Origin of the sequence: Paenibacillus sp. FSL R5-0701 (assembly GCF_037973995.1) — a bacterium.
Taxonomy (GTDB): Bacteria; Bacillota; Bacilli; order Paenibacillales; family Paenibacillaceae; genus Paenibacillus.
In genome coordinates this window covers 2664602-2680168 of the sequence record NZ_CP150230.1, presented here as the reverse complement: position 1 = coordinate 2680168, position 15567 = coordinate 2664602, and the positions used below count along the sequence as shown (strand labels likewise).

The window sequence follows — 15567 nt, the reverse complement described above, 5'->3', positions numbered from 1 at the left end:
GTTAACGACTGACGTAGATCGGAAGTGTGAACCAGAAGCAGCTTCCTTCTCCTTTTGTACTCTGAACCCCGATCTCGCCACCATGGAGTTCAACAATTGATTGAGCGATGGCAAGGCCAAGCCCGGCCCCCCCATTGCTCTTGCTGCGTGATTTGTCAATTCGATAAAAACGTTCAAATATACGCGAAGTTTCCTCCGCTTCAATGCCTTCCCCTTCATCCGTAACTGAAATTCGTATAAACTGCCCCTTCTCTTCGGCAGCCAAAATGATTTTTCCTTCAATAGGAGAGTATTGAATGGCATTTTGCAGCAAATTGGAAAGGACCCGCTTCATTTGTGCAGGCATCATGACCGCGGCTGGTAATTTATCGGGCAAATCGATTTCAACGTTCAGCGTTTTCTCGGCGAGGTGAAACGAAAAACTCTCCAACGTACTGAGCAGCAACTCATCGACGTGACAAGGTTGAGGCTCAAATACCTCCCCTTGCGCTTCCAGGCTGGATAATTCGAACAAGTCTTGAATAAGCCCTCCCAAACGCATCGTTTCAAGTCGTATTGTGTTCAGGTAACGTTGAAAGGTTTCTTTATCCTTAATGACATCATCCTCCAACGCTTCAACGAAGGACTGAATGGATGCCAAGGGAGTCCGTAAATCATGGGAAACATTGGCGATCAACTCTCGTCTCGCGGTTTCTGAGTGATGCAGATGATCAAAGCTTTCCTTCAGCTTGGAACTCATTTCATTAAATTGCTGTGCCAGGAGCCTAAATTCCTGCGTACCGATGAGAGGGACTTCCGTATGGAAATCCCCTTCGGCAATTCGTATCGTCTGCTGTGTAATTCGCGCAATTGATTTCTCTAATGGCTTAGTCAGCAAATATTGAAGAATAAACGAAAGTAAGCCTACCCCTGCCGTTATAGCCGATAACCAATACAATTGTTCGATCGTAAGCAGCATTTTGGAATAACTGATGAACAAACAAATTAATAATACGCCAATGCCTGTGAGACTGGACAACACCAAGTATGTGCGAAGTTTCATGAACTGCCACCCGCAAACTTGTAGCCTATACCCCAAACTGTTTTAATATATTTTGGATCAGAAGGATTCTGTTCGATCTTCTCTCGTAGTCTCCGAACATGTACAGTCACCGTTGTTGTATCTCCCTCATAGCTAAAATCCCAAATCTTGCTTAACATCTGATTACGGGAGAACACCTGACCCGGGTGACTTGCCAGCAAATACAACATCTCAAACTCTGTAACGGTCAATTCAATGGCCTGCCCGCTGATGTGCACTTCACGCTTGGTAAAATCAATGGTAAGCCCTTCATAATTGATCGTATATTCAGATGTTGTTACAGGTGATGCCTGCGCGGTTCGCATTCTCCGCAGGATTGCCTTCACACGCAAAACAAGTTCTCTCGGACTAAATGGTTTGGTCAGATAATCATCCGCCCCCATCGTCAGTCCCATCAGACGGTCCTGTTCCTCACCACGGGCCGTCAGCATTACAATGGGCACATCCTCAGTTTGCCGAATCTCGTTGCAAACTTCCCAGCCATTCTTATGTGGCATCATCAGGTCGAGTACAATCAAGCTTGGTGTTTGGCTGTGCCACAGCTCAATAGCCTCCAAACCGTCCTTGGCCGTCACGACAAGATAACCTTCCCGTTCCAGATACCTGCGACAAACGTCCGTAATATTGGTATCATCATCAGCAACAAGTACACATTCATTCAAACGAACCCACCCCATATTCCAGAAAATACATTTGAGCCAATCATATCATATGGTGATGGCGATGCTTAGCCCTTAAATTACTTCATTCCCATGGCTGGCATCATGTACTGTTTAATTACAGACTCAGCCGCATACGAATTCCCTTCATGGATGACAGGCATCGATTTCAAGTTAACTTGCATACCGTCTACCATGATTTTTTTCGATCCAATCCACAATTTTATCGTTTTCCCCGCAGGCATCATCGTTTCTTCCATCTTCATGTCGTCTTCCATCATGTTGTCATCTTTCATCTTCATGTCGTCTTCCATCATGTTGTCGTCTTTCATCTTCATGTCATCTTCCATCATGTTGTCGTCTTTCATCTTCATGTCATCTTCCATCATGTTGTCGTCTTTCATCTTCATGTCATCCATTTGGCCCATATACATCAAAGTTACAGATCTATCCTTGCTGTCCCACATAATGCTGTAATCATACATTTTCGCCGCCTGTCTCAATTGAACAAGCTCCATGCCATCCTTTTTAATCGTTTTCATATCTGCAGCACTTGCCAATCCAGAAAAGGCCATAGACATCATCAATACCGCTGCTACCATCACTTTTTTGCTCTTATTTGTTTTCATCATTCTTATCACTCTCCATTCGTTTATTTCTTACATGGATTACAATAAGCAAGACAGCTTACGATTCTCTAAGCGAAGTATTACGAAACCATTACGATATATAAATGGGGTCAGGATAAAAAAACGGTTGAAATCTCTCTTACGAGAGACTCCAACCGTGTCTTCTAGGTCAAACGAATAAAATCAATCATGGATCGAACCTCGATCGGTCCCGGATTTGATATCACATCATTAGACTGCATTCCCTCTCTGGACGTAAAGTGCACCTTCACCGGAATGCCAGGAATCAAGTCGAAGAAGTTATCTGAGAAGACACCCTCCACATCCGAAGATAGCCATACCTGTTTAGCAAGCACATCACTTTCCAGTACCAGATGAACGCCGTTCTCATCCGCTCCCCCGCTTACATTGATGTTTGCAGGCTGCAGAGCAAGGTCTTTGGACGGTACAAAATAGTGTTCCTGTACAATATTCGCCGCACCTTCCTGTTTCAGATCCAGGCGCAGCAGCGTGTTAGCTGTATCATGACCTTCAAGCCACTCCGCGTTACGTAATGACAGCACTTGATCTCCTGTATTAGATGCCAAGGTCACGTCATGTGTTTCATTACGATGCACCGTTCCATCGAACCCGAGCAAACGAATCTGTAACTGCCCTATTACAGGTTGTAATTGATCCGAAATGATATATATATCTGTTGTATCTTCTTTTGTTCCATCTACCGATACCAACACATCGCTGAAGCTGCGTTTCGCATAATATTGCAATGCTTTCCAGCGACCAAGGTAGTCCATACCTGCCCATGAAGCCACCGGCCAGCAATCATTCATTTGCCAGTAAAGTGTGCCCATGCAGAATGGTTTGCGGCGACGGTGTGCCTCGATCGCTGTCTTCATCGCTTCGGCCTGAAGCACCTGGCTCATATACAGGAACGATGGGAAGTCCTTCGATTCATGCATGTACATATCCATGTACTGTTTGATCAGACGATTACCAGCGCCATTCTTCTGATGTGCAAGCATGACTTCCGATTCCAGAGCAAGATCCTCTTCTTCCGCGTAAGTGCGTACTGACTTGTACTCCGGGAAAGACTGGAATCCGTATTCACTCATGAAACGACCCACATGCACGTTATAGTTCTCGAATGGTTCTACATTGTGCCACACACCCCAGTAGTGGATATCCCCTTCGGCTGTGGACGGGTGCGCATGCTGCGTCTCATCCCCTGTCAGGGATACAAGTGGTGAAGAAGGCCAGTAATCCACACCTGGAGCATACGCTTCAACCACTTCTGGCAGCAGATCATGGAAGATGGCTTCGTAATCGGCCCAGATGCTTTCACGCTGCTCGGCAGTAAATTCCTTTTTCCAACCCCAGCCACCATTCTCAACATAGTGAGCCCATGCCGAATCAATCTCGTTGTTCCCACACCAGAGTGCAATACTTGGATGATTGCGCAGACGTTTCACATTATCAATGGCTTCATGTCTCACACTGTTCAGGAACGCTTCATCTCCTGGATACATGCTGCATGCAAACATGAAGTCTTGCCATACCAGGATTCCGTATTCATCACACAGTTCGTAGAACACATCCTGCTCATAGATTCCGCCACCCCACACACGCAACATATTCATATTGGATTCGGCTGCGGATACGATCTCATGACGATAACGTTCATGAGTAATTTCAGTGATGAAGCTATCATTCGGAATGTGATTGGCCCCTTTGGCAAAGACCGCAACCCCGTTTAATTCAAAATAAAAGGATGCTCCCGCTTCATCTTTGTCACGTACCAGCCGAATGGAACGAAGCCCAGTCTTCACTGTAGATTCAGCCACAGCTCGCTCACCTTGAAGCACTTCGGTAAGGAAAGTGTACATATGCGGATCACCAAGCCCACGGCTCCACCACAGTTTCGGTTCATCCATGGAGATTGGAATCTCCACAGTCTGAGTTCCAGGTTGTAGCGATACGGATCTTTCCCATCTCTGTCCATCTGCGCCGATACGAATAATCGTATCTACCGCTTGTGATGTCTCGACTTCCACAACAGCAGTTAATGAAGCTGAGGTAGCGCTTACTTCATTTTGCTGGATATATACATCATTGATTCGTACCTGTGTCCAACCTTCAAGACGTGCTTCACGCCAGATCCCACTGGTTACAAATCGCGGACCCCAGTCCCAACCATAGTGATACGGGGCTTTACGTGCAAAAATACTTACTCTCTTGTCGCCAAGTCCGCCAACATCGGACTGATCATTGGATGCAGGTAATGCATATCCGAGCTTCTCCAGCTTCGGCAGATCTTCCTGAATTGGAGACCGAAAACGTATTCGGAGAATGTTCCCGTTTCCCTTCAATACCGCCTTCACATCCGCCTTCCATACTCGGAACATATTATCTGCTGATAACACATGCACATCATTCACATACACATCCGCATATGTATCCAGACCATCAAACACCAGTTCCAGATGTTCCTGCGAGAACAACCCTTCGGCAACGTCAAATTCCGTCTGATATTCCCAATCTATCTTATCAATCCATTGTACTTCCTTTTCGTTCGTTCCATAAAAAGGATCTGGAATCTTGCCCAGCTTCAGCAAATCTGTATGCACACAGCCGGGCACCTGAGCCGGCATCCACTCTTGATCTTCGCAAGCCTTAAACGTCCAATTCTGAAAAACATGTGATTGTATTGTGCTCATGACAGCCTCCATTGTTGTTAGAGTTGGTAAACATTATTTTGTTAGGTTTTGTTATTATAAAAACGAATAACTTACAAAACAAAATTAACACGATTTACTTCTTATAGTCAATCTGTTTTGTAATTTAATTTGTTAAATGGTTTCTGCATAACAAAAAGACATGAAGCTCCAACCTCTCCATGTCTTTCACCTGATTTCATTTACCCATATGATCATTGTTAAAATAAGCCCGTAAGTTCATATCCCATTACTGTATACTGGCGTTATATTCATCACGAATAATTAATTCCGAATAGATCAGCTTGCGTTCATAAGGCTCATCGAGATGTTTAATCCGCCACAATAGCTGATCTACTGCTCTCGTTCCCAGATTCTCTTTGTTAATATGTACCGAAGCAAGAATGGGTTCATCCGTCTGCGTATTGTCAAATCCGGTTACGGCACAACGTTCGGGCACCTGAATGCCTCGACTTTGGAGTGCCTGAATGACAATGACAGCTGTATGGTCATTTGCACATACGATAACTTCAGGTATATCCTCCAGTTCCATTTCAGCAATGGATCTCCGGATCTCATCATACTCTGGTCCCAGCAAGCCTTCTTGCTGTTTCCCCTCCAACTGTTTCTCTTCCAGCACCGTACGATATCCAAGCCAGCGTTCTCTAAAACTTGCCGCATCTGGCAGTTGCCCTGCAAACTGGAACCTTCTATATCCTTTTCCAACGAGCATAAGAACCAGTTCTTTCATACATTTCATATTGTCCGTAAAAACCGAGTCTGCGTATATGGCAGGGTCTTCATGATCCACCATGACAAGCGGAATACGCAGCCTGTAAATCTCCAGCAATACCGATGTCGAGATGGTACCCACGGTAATGACTCCGCTGATCGCTTCGGGATTAAGGACCGAGAACATCCGATCTGAAGAGGGTTCTGTCAGCGTTAAAATATCCATTCCCTTCTCATTCAACCTCTCAGAAATGCCATCAAATACTGGCCCCCAGTATAAGGAAGATCGATTCTGAGAACGAACGTTAGGAAACAAAATCAATATCGTGCCTTGTCGCTCCGCTTCTGGCTTCATCTCCGTTGATATCTGTGTCTCGCCCGGATAACGCTTAGGCTCAGTTCTGAAATACCCGAGCTGCCCCGCTGTTCTGACAATCATCTCGCGTGTATGCTCACTCACACCAGGCTTGCCCGTCAGCGCACGGGAGACTGCGAATTTGGACACCCCCGCAGCATCCGCAATTTGCTGCATCGTTACTCTTTTGGCCATCCTACTCACCCGTTTTTCCTAATTTTCCATTCAGTGTAGCATAAAAAATAAAAATCAACAAAACAAGGTTATGTTATTTTGTTTTTGTTAGGTAGATGTTTATCTGTTTCACAAGGTGTACGACATAACCAAAAAAGGCCCTCTCCCCACCTTCATAGAAGATGACGAAAGGACCCTTTGTCTCCAATTATACACTTGGTGCTCCCTGATCGCCGAGTTCCGACTGTAAAACCGGGCGTTTTCTGCGCCAGAAGATAGGCTGTGGAAGTTTGATCTCTGTGATCAGAACACCGACCAACATCAAAGCTGCTCCTGCATACCCTTGCAACGTTAGCGACTCTCCTTGAAAGGTAAATGCAAAGGCTGCTGCAAATAGTGGTTCGAGTGAAAAAATCAGACTTGTTCTTGTAGGAGAGGCATGACGCTGCGCGAGTGTCTGCAGAATATACCCCAAGCCACTACACAAAACACCTAACCCGAGAATGGCTGCCCAGGATTCAGCCGTATCGGGCATACGTGGCGTCTCCAGCATAAATGTAGCTGCAATTCCCCACACCGCCGCAACACCCAATTGAACTGTCCCTAATGTTAATGGATCATGCTTCGGTGTGAACTTGCCAGCAATCATGATATAGATGGCATACACAAGTGCTGCTAGTATGCAGAGAATATCTCCCGTGTGCAGACTAAGCTCATGTTGAAGCGTCAACAAGCCAAGCCCGGTAACTGCAACCAGGATACTGAGCGTCAATCGTTTGTCTGGCATACGACGATGCTGGATGGTCGTTAGGATCGGTACAAAAATAACGGCCAAACTTATCAGGAATCCCGCCTGCGATGTCGTTGTTCGTTGCACACCATAGGTGATGAATACAAATGCAGCGAATAAAGCTGTCCCCATAATCGCTCCTGCCACAAGTGTTCTGCGATCCATCTTAAACAACCGCCGATGAAAAAGAAGTCCTGCGGCAATAAAGGCAATTCCAAAACGAAATGCGACCAGATTCAATTCTTGCATGGACTCCAGGCCCGATTTCATAAACAGATAGGATGATCCCCATATGACCGTTGCGAGCAGCATCTGTATGTCCGCTCTTCTTGTTGCCTGACCTTGATTAACCTGTACACCATTCATCTTGCTTCAACCTTCATTCTATGTATTCTGATCTGTGTGATCGTGCGTCAAAGTAACTCGCCTTGGCAAGTATAAACGATCTCTTTGCATTATAAAAATGAATATTTATAATGTATTATATGAAATAAACTCATGTATCGAAAATGGGAAGGAACGGAACCATTCATGTCACTGATCAAATACGAAATTTTGAATACCGTTGTGGAGTATGGCAGTCTCACCAAAGCAGCTGAAGCTCTGAATATCACCCAATCCGCAGTCAGCCATGCCATCGCAAGTCTTGAGACAGAATGTGGTTTTTCACTGCTCCATCGCGGCCGCTCCGGTGTGCGTGTTACCGCTGAAGGCGAACGTATTCTGGGATACACCCGTGAAATTCTGCGCTGGACGGAACTCATGAATCAGGAAATCTCCCTCATTCGCGGCGCGGAGATTGGTACCGTGCGTATTGGTACTTTCGCCAGTGTGTCCACACAGTGGTTGCCGGGCATCCTGAAACAATTTCGTCTGCGTCATCCCGGAATTGAGATCAAGCTGTGGGAAGGTGATTATGCTGAGATTGAGGGCTGGTTGGCTGGAGGTGCTATCGATCTTGGATTTCTGTCCCTCGGCGATTCATCACCTTTTGAGACGATCCCATTGCAAAAAGACAGGATGATGTGTATCCTGCCTCTGGATCATCCTCTCGCCTCAGAGGAGTCTGTTTCGTTTGATATTCTGCTGGAGCAACCCTTTATTCTGCCCAAGTGGGGCGGAGATAACGAGATTGAACGACTGATCCGGCAGCATGCAGCCAAGCTTAATGTCGTCTATGAAGTTGCAGAGGATCAAGCCATCATGGCGATGGTCCGGAATGGTCTCGGAATCAGTTTGCTGCCGGAAATGGTACTTCAAAATCATACTGATTCACTCGCGCTCGTGCCACTCACTGGAGATCCTTATCGTACGATTGGCATGGCCTGCCCATCTTTGGGTAATCTATCGCCCGCTACGCGACGTTTTATAGAAGAGGTGCAACAGTGGCTTGGCCCTGCTATGTAAATTTGGAGAACTCACTAGCTCTGTAGTTAAGATCGATTTCTCCTATCCGATACTCACAAATTGGATAACACCAAGAGTCAGCAGCAGTACAGATATAATCGCAATCGTGATGCCAAAACCAATCAGGAAGCGCACGCCAGGTGAGCGTTTGTTCCGCTGGCTGCCTCCCAGGTTATCCAGCTTTTGCTCAATCTGATCCAATCTTTCATTTACCTGTTTCAGTTCTTGATTGGAGTTCATTCATACATCCCCTTTTCTGTGTATTCGATCTATTCCCACACCCGATCGAGCTGATCTGCGTAGTAACGGATTGCTCTGTTATAGTCATTGATTCTCTTGTCACTTGATGTGTCCGCAAGTTGCACGAGCAGTCTTTGCATCGCTTCTGCATGTTCACCCAGATTGTAGAGCACCATGGCATAGAAAACTTCAAATTCCCGGTACGCCGGGAATTCTTTCATGCCCGTTTCAAACCAAACCTTCGCCTGCTTATACTGTCCAAGCGTTCGATATGTACTGCCTAGTCCAAGTATTGCACCTGCTCTGTCCTCGCCAGAAAGTCCAAGACTTAGTGCCTTCTCATAATGCGGGACAGCCTCCCGCTCTAACCCAAGCGAATCATGTGCCCAAGCGAGCTGATACCAGACATTGGCATTCTCGGGTTCCTGGACTGTAATCTCTTGCAGTAGTTCAATCGCTTCCTGCACCTTGCCTTCTTGTCTCCATCGTACGGCCTGTTCCAAATTACTCATGCTGTCACTTCCCATCTTGCAATATAATTTCCACATATATGATTCAATTGTTTTATTATACCAAAAAAGCACCCCAGAGAATATGTTGTAACAACTTAAGGTTGTCCAAACGCTATTCCATCGTGTGCTTTTTCATTCGATGCAGCTTGTTATAAAAAATGGACTAAAGCATATTTCCACTGGACACTTCGATGACAGAACGGTGAAATCTCTCTGAAAATGATCTGTTCATCGTCTAATTAAGACCATACCGTATTTGCTACCATGACAATAAATACGAGCATGAGATAATTAACCGAGATCAGAAAGTTTACTTTTGCCCACTTCTCATCATCCTGTGTCTTCAGTCCGCTAAGTGTATGCACGAACCAGATCAGTCCACCGACCAGAGATACAATCAGAAATACCAGACCTACGTAGTTGTAATAATACAACAGAAATACAGCAGGAAGCAGCAGAAAAACATAAGGAATCATCTGAAACTTTGTGCGTTTCACCCCTTTAACCACTGGCAACAACGGGAAGCCCGCAGCGCGATACTCCTCTACCCGGCGAATACCCAATGACCAGAAGTGTGGTGGCTGCCACAAGAATAATAGTGCAAACAGCAACCAGGCACCTGCATCAATCTCATTGGTTACAGCCGTATAACCGATGACAGGCGGCATCGCTCCCGCAATTCCACCCAGCGACGTGCTCCACGTCGAACTGCGTTTCAACCACATCGTGTAAATCACGATGTAAGCGAACCACCCAAGCAGTGCCATCCAGCCTGATAACGGATTCACCAGGAGATACAGTACTGCTAGTCCCACAACACCCAGGATAATGCCATAGCCAAGTACAAACCCTGGCTTCAGATGGTTGATGTAATCCATCCTTTTTTTGGTGCGCTCCATCTTTTGGTCCAATTCACGATCCCAATAATTGTTGATTACACAAGCTGAAGCAATAACCAAAGTTGATCCAATCACGACCATGAGCAGAGATAACCAGTTGATATCCCATTTTGAAGCTACCCAGAATCCTACCGCCACCGCAAACACATTTAACCTTAGTAGTCCGGGCTTAGTTAATGCAATCATGTCTTTAAGCATGAGGCTCCTCCTGAACTATGTAAAAACGCCATTCCAATAATGATACATGTACCTACCATTAATTACAATCGCTTTCATGAATTTGTCATAACCAAAAAGCATCCCTCACCGTTCCAATGAACAGGAGGAATGCTTGAATGATGAATTTCATCTTATTTTATGGGATGTATTGTTGCACAATTTTAGTCACTTTTCCATCCTGCACCGTCAGATGATACGGGAATACGGACAGATCAAGAATACGGGTATTCTCATACAACGATTCGAACTTGGATAATGTCACGGGTTCGTTCCACTGAATGTCTACGCCCTGCATCGTACCATCCCGATCATACAACTGCATCAACACTTCAGCATTGGCACTAACCTCAACTTGTTCCTGCTCTTTGCTGTCATTGACAATATAGTAACCATCTGGAGCACCGTCTATACCTGCTTCTGGATTACGCTGTGCAAAAATTGCATCGGCTTCTTCACCCTGATACCAGCCAATCTTGTCCACTGTCATAAACAATTTGCCGTCTTCTATATGCATACCTTCAACATAGGCTGTAAACATCTCGGAGTTTGCAACTTGAGCTTCTTTCGCAGAAGGTTGTTGAGCATCCGTACTACCTTGAGCATTCGCAGGGGTAAGTAAATATGTAGTCAGCACAATCATACCAAGTAAAGCAACAACTGCACCGATCATTCGTAGTTTCCATTGTTTTGTCGCGTTCTTCATAGGTAACATCTCTCCTTAATATGAACGTTATTATTCCTTAACCGGAAGTCTTGCTTCTCAAACGCTCATGTGAACTATCGATTCCAACGTTCTTTCTTTTCCTATCATACTTAGAACAGGGATTATAAAAGTATCAGCCAGATTAAAAATAGTTACAATGCGCGTCATTACTTCTGTCTATAGTCTCCGTAAACAGCAAAGAACCAATGAAGGCATCGCCATTCAGAGGTTCTTTACTAGGGTGTGTCTTTTAAACTCAGGCAAGTGATACGTTGAAGGATGTCTGTGTCCAAAACATCTTGAAGTCCAAGCTGCCTCGTCCTGACGAATGGTCCAGACAACTAAGGAGCCCAGGACGTCTTTTTTGCTCTTCTGGCGCTCCTTTTATTTTGAAAGGAACATGAGACACGTTATTTGCCAAAATTCCCTGAAACACGAAATTAACGGCCGTTTATACCAATATAGCGCGTCTCAGATTCCTTAGTTTGCTGCGGGACTTTCAAACCCTTGAATAAGACGTCACAGGTTCCCGCATAGATGTTAATCTTAATGATTGGGTGTGGAGCTTTGTGCCAAACGAACGAGCATATGAGCGAGCATGTGACGTTCATCTTCCTTGCCGACATTCCACAGCTCCTGAAGCAGTTTTTCTTCACGATTCCGGGGTTCCTCCCGAGCTGCCAGATAATCCGCTACTTTCTCGGCAATTTTGGCCATCTGCTCCTCACTTAGTCCAATCGATTCTCCCATGGCAATTCGCTTACCCAGATATTCTTTAAATGCATCAAAGTTCTGTAGAATCTGTTCTCTTTCTTCCGGCGCAATCTTCTCGATTGCATTGTCCACCTTGTCCGTTGAAACCTGGCCATCTTTATGGATTACATGATTTTCTTCATTCATTTGAATAACCTCCTGCATAATAGTTGTTTATTGGTTTGGTGCTTTAAACTTAATACTCACTGGTTATCTATAATATAAACGTATTGCAGAAGTTTAATCAGTACGTTCAATTCTGTATAGATCTTCTATATATGAGCAAGTACACGTTTCAAAAGTACTACAGCGGTTAATCGTTTACATATACGTAACGGTGTTTGGATATGTTAATGAACACCTTATACAATATCGAACCAGGAGGAATTTCCCATGCGTGATAAAACCAAACATGAGAAGACAAACGATGAACTTGAACCAGGAGTAAATACCGTTATCCATCCAGACAAAAATAATCCCGGACCAACCGATATGATCGAAGGCGTGGTTGGTGATATCGTGGACAACATTCGCAAAGATTTCTCACATGACTCAAAGGACGAGAAGTCTTCTTCCAAGTCAACGGATTCATCGGATAAACAAGCGTAATCCTTTTCTCCATAGCAAAAGTTAGCTTAAAAAGTCCTCCTGCCATACGCATGGCTTGGGAGGACTTTTTGGTAATAATTGAATAATCAGCCTCTTATCCAGAGGTACATTTCAACGTGAATCCTTTGTCATCTGCTGTAACGCCTTATGAATCCAGATCGCGGCAATGGAACCTTCACCCATCGCAACAGTTGCTTGCTCTGCGTGCAGGCCCAGATCCCCGGCAATCCACACATTTGTCGCTGCCTGCAAGCTACGTGGATCAGCTTCCACATGTTTATTATCTGCGATTACAGCTCCAAGTTGCTCCGCCAGTTCATAGTGTACACGATTGCCTCCAAATGCGATAAATCCACGCTCCGACTCAAAGATCTGACCATCTTCGGTCAGAACACCGGTGATATGGCCATCCTCAATCTGTTGCACTTCCTGAACAGCCGCTTCCAGATAACGCACTCCCGCCTCTTTCATGCTGCGATGCAGCTCTGCAGATATGGGAGCCTGCTCATGATTGATATATAACAGATCATTCGTACGCTGAATTAAAATCATCGCCATATTGGCACCTGGTTCGCCAGATCCCAATAGTACGGTACGTTGATCCTGAATCTCATAACCATCACAATCAGGGCAGACATACACGGTTCGGCCCAGCGTAGGGGTTAGTCCCGGAATGTCCGGAACTCTATCCGTGAGCCCCGTTGCCAATAACACGGTTTTGCTCCTATATTCAGTTCCTGAAGTACCGAACAATTGGATCTTCTCTCCATGACGTCCTGCTTTAACAATACGGTCTTTCTCAAAAGATACACCGGTCCGCTCTGCCTGCATCCTGCCTCGTTCTCTAAGCTCTTCACCGGATACCCCATCGGGGAAACCGAGGATATTATGATAAGTCCGGCACAACGTCGATCTGCCTTCTCCCGCGTCGATTACCAACACCTGATGAGCTGAATAACGTCCAAGCTGAATGGCTGCCTGAAGCCCTGCGAGCCCTCCACCTACAATTATGCAATCAACCTCTCGCATGCTTCTTCTCCTCCTGAACTATATACATTGAACTAAAGAATATTTACATTGGTCACTCCGATGACAGAACAACCTTCCGATCGCTGTTATCCCCAGATTTTTTTAATACCTTTTACAAAGGGTAAATCCGGAGATAAGCGTATGCTTTCGATGCAGCTTTCTTTCAGAAAGCTTTTAGGCGCACGCTTCGCTTCTTCAGGCTCTTTCTGTCCTCTCCGTTATTGTGTAAATGTTTAGCTCAATATATATATATTTTGTCCTTATATACATTAAACCGTTCAGCCAAGCTTAAACGATTCCTCATATTGCTTATCTTATACCAAAACAAACAGACCCAAACCATCCGGCAACATCCCGGTTCGCTTGAGTCTATCAAATTCATGAATATTTAGAAGTTATACGATTCAAATCGCGAAGCATTTGAAATGGCGTTCCATACATCGGCTGTTTCGCCGCCCATATACCAGTAAGCCAGTCCAGCAATTTGCCGTTGCTCACTCATTAACACTTTGGCTGATAAAGAACGACTATCCTCTGCCCATATATATCTTGGCATACCGTTACTGTTGTACCCAATAATATATTGAACCAGAGTTGCATCCCATCGTCTTACAGATCCCGTAGCATGCGCACGCATTCCCTGCTCTGCCAGTGTAATGTCCCAAGAACTGGTTGCTGGATTAACGGAAGACCAGTCCCGTGTATATAACGGAAGGGCCAAAATTGTTTTGGCACGTACCACCTCGGAGAGCATGGTATCCAAAGCTTTTTCCACCCATGGAAGAGAGGCCACAGACCCTGCTTTTGGATCACCATTCCAGTGTTCCTCATATCCCATCAGCACCATATAATCCGATACAGCGCCCAGCTTGGCATAATCAAATGCATCCGTCCAATCTGTACCCAGGTCTGGCGATACATCCACGGAGACAACTGCACCCAGTGCGTGCAACGTTGCCGTCAACGAGGTGACAAATGCCGTTAATCCTTCACGATCCACAGGATCGACATTCTCGAAGTCCACGTTAATGCCGTCCAGTTTATAGGTTTTGACATAAGCGGCTACCTGTGAGATCACTGCCGCTCGGTTGGCCGAACTGGATAACATCTGATGCGTAAGTGCCGAATCGGAACGATTCCCAAGTAATGGCCATAGCTGCCTGTCGGTGGCGGATGCCCAGGAAATCAATGCAGGGTCTGCGTGATCAGTTACTTTCATACTGCTGTTCAGGAAAAACCAGCGCGGGACAAGCGTATTCACTTCAGACTGTTCCACTTGCTTCTTGAACTCAGCTGTAGTGGAGTTATATTGCCAGCCCAGCTGAACGCCAAGTTCATCCCCACGTTGTAACTGCTCAGACCATGTTTTCTTTTGTAAAATGGCATCAAGCATGACGGCTGCTTCTTCCCGCGTTACCTGGTCATGTGGTCGGAACACGCCTCCGCTTCCCCGCATTAGTCCAAGTTGATATACTGTCTGCACATAAGGACGTGCCCAGTCCGAGATATCCGCTGCATCGAAATACGTTGAAGATAAGAGTGATGTCTCTACGGGTTGTTGTTTTAACATTCGCACAAGAAGGGCAGCCGCTTCTTCACGCGTAATGGAAGCATTAGGCTGGAACGTTCCCTGACCCTTTCCTTCCAAAATAAAAAGATTCGTCATGGCGGCAACGTTGCCGTAATACCAAGCATTCATGCTTATATCCTGATAGGGATTTATATTATTTTTTACGGACTTCAAACCTAGCAATCTAACCGCAAACGTCGCAAACTCTGCACGAGTAACGGCTTTCTTCGGTTCAAACGTAGTCTCTGACGTACCGGCAGCAATACCTTTGGCCACCAGATGTGTAATGGCATCCTTAGCGTAACTGGTGTGCGTATCCTGAAACTGTTGCTGCACGCTTGCAGCCTGAACGGTAGAGCCGTATCCAGCCACCGATCCAAGTGTTAATAACCCGCATAAAGCTATTTTCCATATCCGTTGGTTTGTTATGTCTTTTAATCTATTATTCACATCAAAAAGCCTCGCTTCATTGGATTACGATCAACTATCATCGTA

General features: G+C 45.4%; 15 protein-coding genes. 2 read left to right on the top strand and 13 right to left on the bottom strand.

Annotation, left to right across the window (positions count from 1 at the left end; translation table 11 throughout):
• Position 1: 1 nt before the first annotated feature.
• The 6 genes from MKZ13_RS12570 to MKZ13_RS12545 form a co-directional block, all read right to left on the bottom strand.
• Positions 2 to 1042, bottom strand: coding sequence for a HAMP domain-containing histidine kinase (locus tag MKZ13_RS12570; protein ID WP_076216184.1), 1041 nt, complete (start codon positions 1040 to 1042; stop codon positions 2 to 4).
• Positions 1039 to 1743 (bottom strand): response regulator transcription factor, encoded by a 705-nt coding sequence (locus MKZ13_RS12565; protein WP_074094715.1) that lies wholly within the window; start codon positions 1741 to 1743, stop codon positions 1039 to 1041. Before MKZ13_RS12565 ends, MKZ13_RS12570 begins: the two co-directional genes overlap by 4 nt.
• Before the next feature lie 77 nt (positions 1744 to 1820).
• The gene (locus MKZ13_RS12560) at positions 1821 to 2372 is read right to left on the bottom strand and encodes a hypothetical protein (protein ID WP_221825040.1); all 552 of its coding nucleotides are present in this window, start codon (positions 2370 to 2372) and stop codon (positions 1821 to 1823) included.
• Between the two features lie 161 nt (positions 2373 to 2533).
• Positions 2534 to 5083, bottom strand: coding sequence for a glycoside hydrolase family 2 protein (locus MKZ13_RS12555; protein WP_221825042.1), 2550 nt, complete (start codon positions 5081 to 5083; stop codon positions 2534 to 2536).
• Positions 5084 to 5330: 247 nt separating this feature from the next.
• Positions 5331 to 6362: a LacI family DNA-binding transcriptional regulator gene (locus MKZ13_RS12550; protein WP_339184369.1), complete on the bottom strand. Its 1032-nt coding sequence runs from the start codon at positions 6360 to 6362 to the stop codon at positions 5331 to 5333.
• Between the two features lie 187 nt (positions 6363 to 6549).
• The gene (locus tag MKZ13_RS12545; protein ID WP_076216195.1) at positions 6550 to 7497 is read right to left on the bottom strand and encodes a DMT family transporter; all 948 of its coding nucleotides are present in this window, start codon (positions 7495 to 7497) and stop codon (positions 6550 to 6552) included.
• Between the two features lie 165 nt (positions 7498 to 7662).
• On the opposite strand from MKZ13_RS12545, the gene MKZ13_RS12540 reads away from it, so the two are divergent.
• Entirely contained in the window at positions 7663 to 8538 is an 876-nt protein-coding gene (locus MKZ13_RS12540; protein WP_339184367.1) for a LysR family transcriptional regulator, read from the top strand.
• 42 nt (positions 8539 to 8580) lie between these two features.
• On the opposite strand, the gene MKZ13_RS12535 is transcribed toward MKZ13_RS12540, so the two are convergent.
• The 5 genes from MKZ13_RS12535 to MKZ13_RS12515 all read right to left on the bottom strand — a co-directional run bounded on the left by MKZ13_RS12535 (position 8581) and on the right by MKZ13_RS12515 (position 12011).
• The gene (locus tag MKZ13_RS12535; RefSeq protein WP_237175835.1) at positions 8581 to 8778 is read right to left on the bottom strand and encodes a DUF3040 domain-containing protein; all 198 of its coding nucleotides are present in this window, start codon (positions 8776 to 8778) and stop codon (positions 8581 to 8583) included.
• 29 nt (positions 8779 to 8807) lie between these two features.
• Entirely contained in the window at positions 8808 to 9290 is a 483-nt protein-coding gene (locus MKZ13_RS12530; protein WP_339184364.1) for a tetratricopeptide repeat protein, read from the bottom strand.
• 239 nt (positions 9291 to 9529) lie between these two features.
• Positions 9530 to 10387, bottom strand: a complete 858-nt coding sequence (cyoE, locus tag MKZ13_RS12525) for a heme o synthase (protein ID WP_339184361.1) — start codon at positions 10385 to 10387, stop codon at positions 9530 to 9532.
• A gap of 157 nt (positions 10388 to 10544) precedes the next feature.
• The gene (locus MKZ13_RS12520; RefSeq protein ID WP_221825058.1) at positions 10545 to 11111 is read right to left on the bottom strand and encodes a hypothetical protein; all 567 of its coding nucleotides are present in this window, start codon (positions 11109 to 11111) and stop codon (positions 10545 to 10547) included.
• A gap of 546 nt (positions 11112 to 11657) precedes the next feature.
• A complete protein-coding gene (locus MKZ13_RS12515; protein ID WP_036609024.1) occupies positions 11658 to 12011 on the bottom strand; it encodes a DUF3243 domain-containing protein in 354 nt (117 codons plus the stop codon).
• 246 nt (positions 12012 to 12257) lie between these two features.
• Here MKZ13_RS12515 and MKZ13_RS12510 point away from each other — a divergent pair, with 246 nt between their 5' ends.
• Positions 12258 to 12473 (top strand): hypothetical protein, encoded by a 216-nt coding sequence (locus MKZ13_RS12510; RefSeq protein WP_076216209.1) that lies wholly within the window; start codon positions 12258 to 12260, stop codon positions 12471 to 12473.
• A 111-nt stretch (positions 12474 to 12584) separates the two neighbouring features.
• Here the strand turns inward: MKZ13_RS12510 and MKZ13_RS12505 are convergent, their stop codons facing one another.
• Positions 12585 to 13502, bottom strand: coding sequence for an NAD(P)/FAD-dependent oxidoreductase (locus MKZ13_RS12505; RefSeq protein ID WP_091017013.1), 918 nt, complete (start codon positions 13500 to 13502; stop codon positions 12585 to 12587).
• A 388-nt stretch (positions 13503 to 13890) separates the two neighbouring features.
• Positions 13891 to 15522, bottom strand: coding sequence for an S-layer homology domain-containing protein (locus tag MKZ13_RS12500; protein ID WP_339184356.1), 1632 nt, complete (start codon positions 15520 to 15522; stop codon positions 13891 to 13893).
• Positions 15523 to 15567 lie beyond the last annotated feature (45 nt).

Bases quoted from the DNA above. Each gene is read 5' to 3' on its own strand.
- MKZ13_RS12515 (WP_036609024.1), bottom strand. From the start codon at position 12,011: ATGAATGAAGAAAATCATGTAATCCATAAAGATGGCCAGGTTTCAACG.
- MKZ13_RS12510 (WP_076216209.1), top strand. From the start codon at position 12,258: ATGCGTGATAAAACCAAACATGAGAAGACAAACGATGAACTTGAACCA.
- MKZ13_RS12530 (WP_339184364.1), bottom strand. From the start codon at position 9,290: ATGAGTAATTTGGAACAGGCCGTACGATGGAGACAAGAAGGCAAGGTG.
- MKZ13_RS12535 (WP_237175835.1), bottom strand. From the start codon at position 8,778: ATGAACTCCAATCAAGAACTGAAACAGGTAAATGAAAGATTGGATCAG.
- MKZ13_RS12540 (WP_339184367.1), top strand. From the start codon at position 7,663: ATGTCACTGATCAAATACGAAATTTTGAATACCGTTGTGGAGTATGGC.
- cyoE (WP_339184361.1), bottom strand. From the start codon at position 10,387: ATGCTTAAAGACATGATTGCATTAACTAAGCCCGGACTACTAAGGTTA.
- MKZ13_RS12520 (WP_221825058.1), bottom strand. From the start codon at position 11,111: ATGAAGAACGCGACAAAACAATGGAAACTACGAATGATCGGTGCAGTT.
- MKZ13_RS12570 (WP_076216184.1), bottom strand. From the start codon at position 1,042: ATGAAACTTCGCACATACTTGGTGTTGTCCAGTCTCACAGGCATTGGC.
- MKZ13_RS12550 (WP_339184369.1), bottom strand. From the start codon at position 6,362: ATGGCCAAAAGAGTAACGATGCAGCAAATTGCGGATGCTGCGGGGGTG.
- MKZ13_RS12545 (WP_076216195.1), bottom strand. From the start codon at position 7,497: ATGAATGGTGTACAGGTTAATCAAGGTCAGGCAACAAGAAGAGCGGAC.
- MKZ13_RS12505 (WP_091017013.1), bottom strand. From the start codon at position 13,502: ATGCGAGAGGTTGATTGCATAATTGTAGGTGGAGGGCTCGCAGGGCTT.
- MKZ13_RS12560 (WP_221825040.1), bottom strand. From the start codon at position 2,372: ATGATGAAAACAAATAAGAGCAAAAAAGTGATGGTAGCAGCGGTATTG.
- MKZ13_RS12555 (WP_221825042.1), bottom strand. From the start codon at position 5,083: ATGAGCACAATACAATCACATGTTTTTCAGAATTGGACGTTTAAGGCT.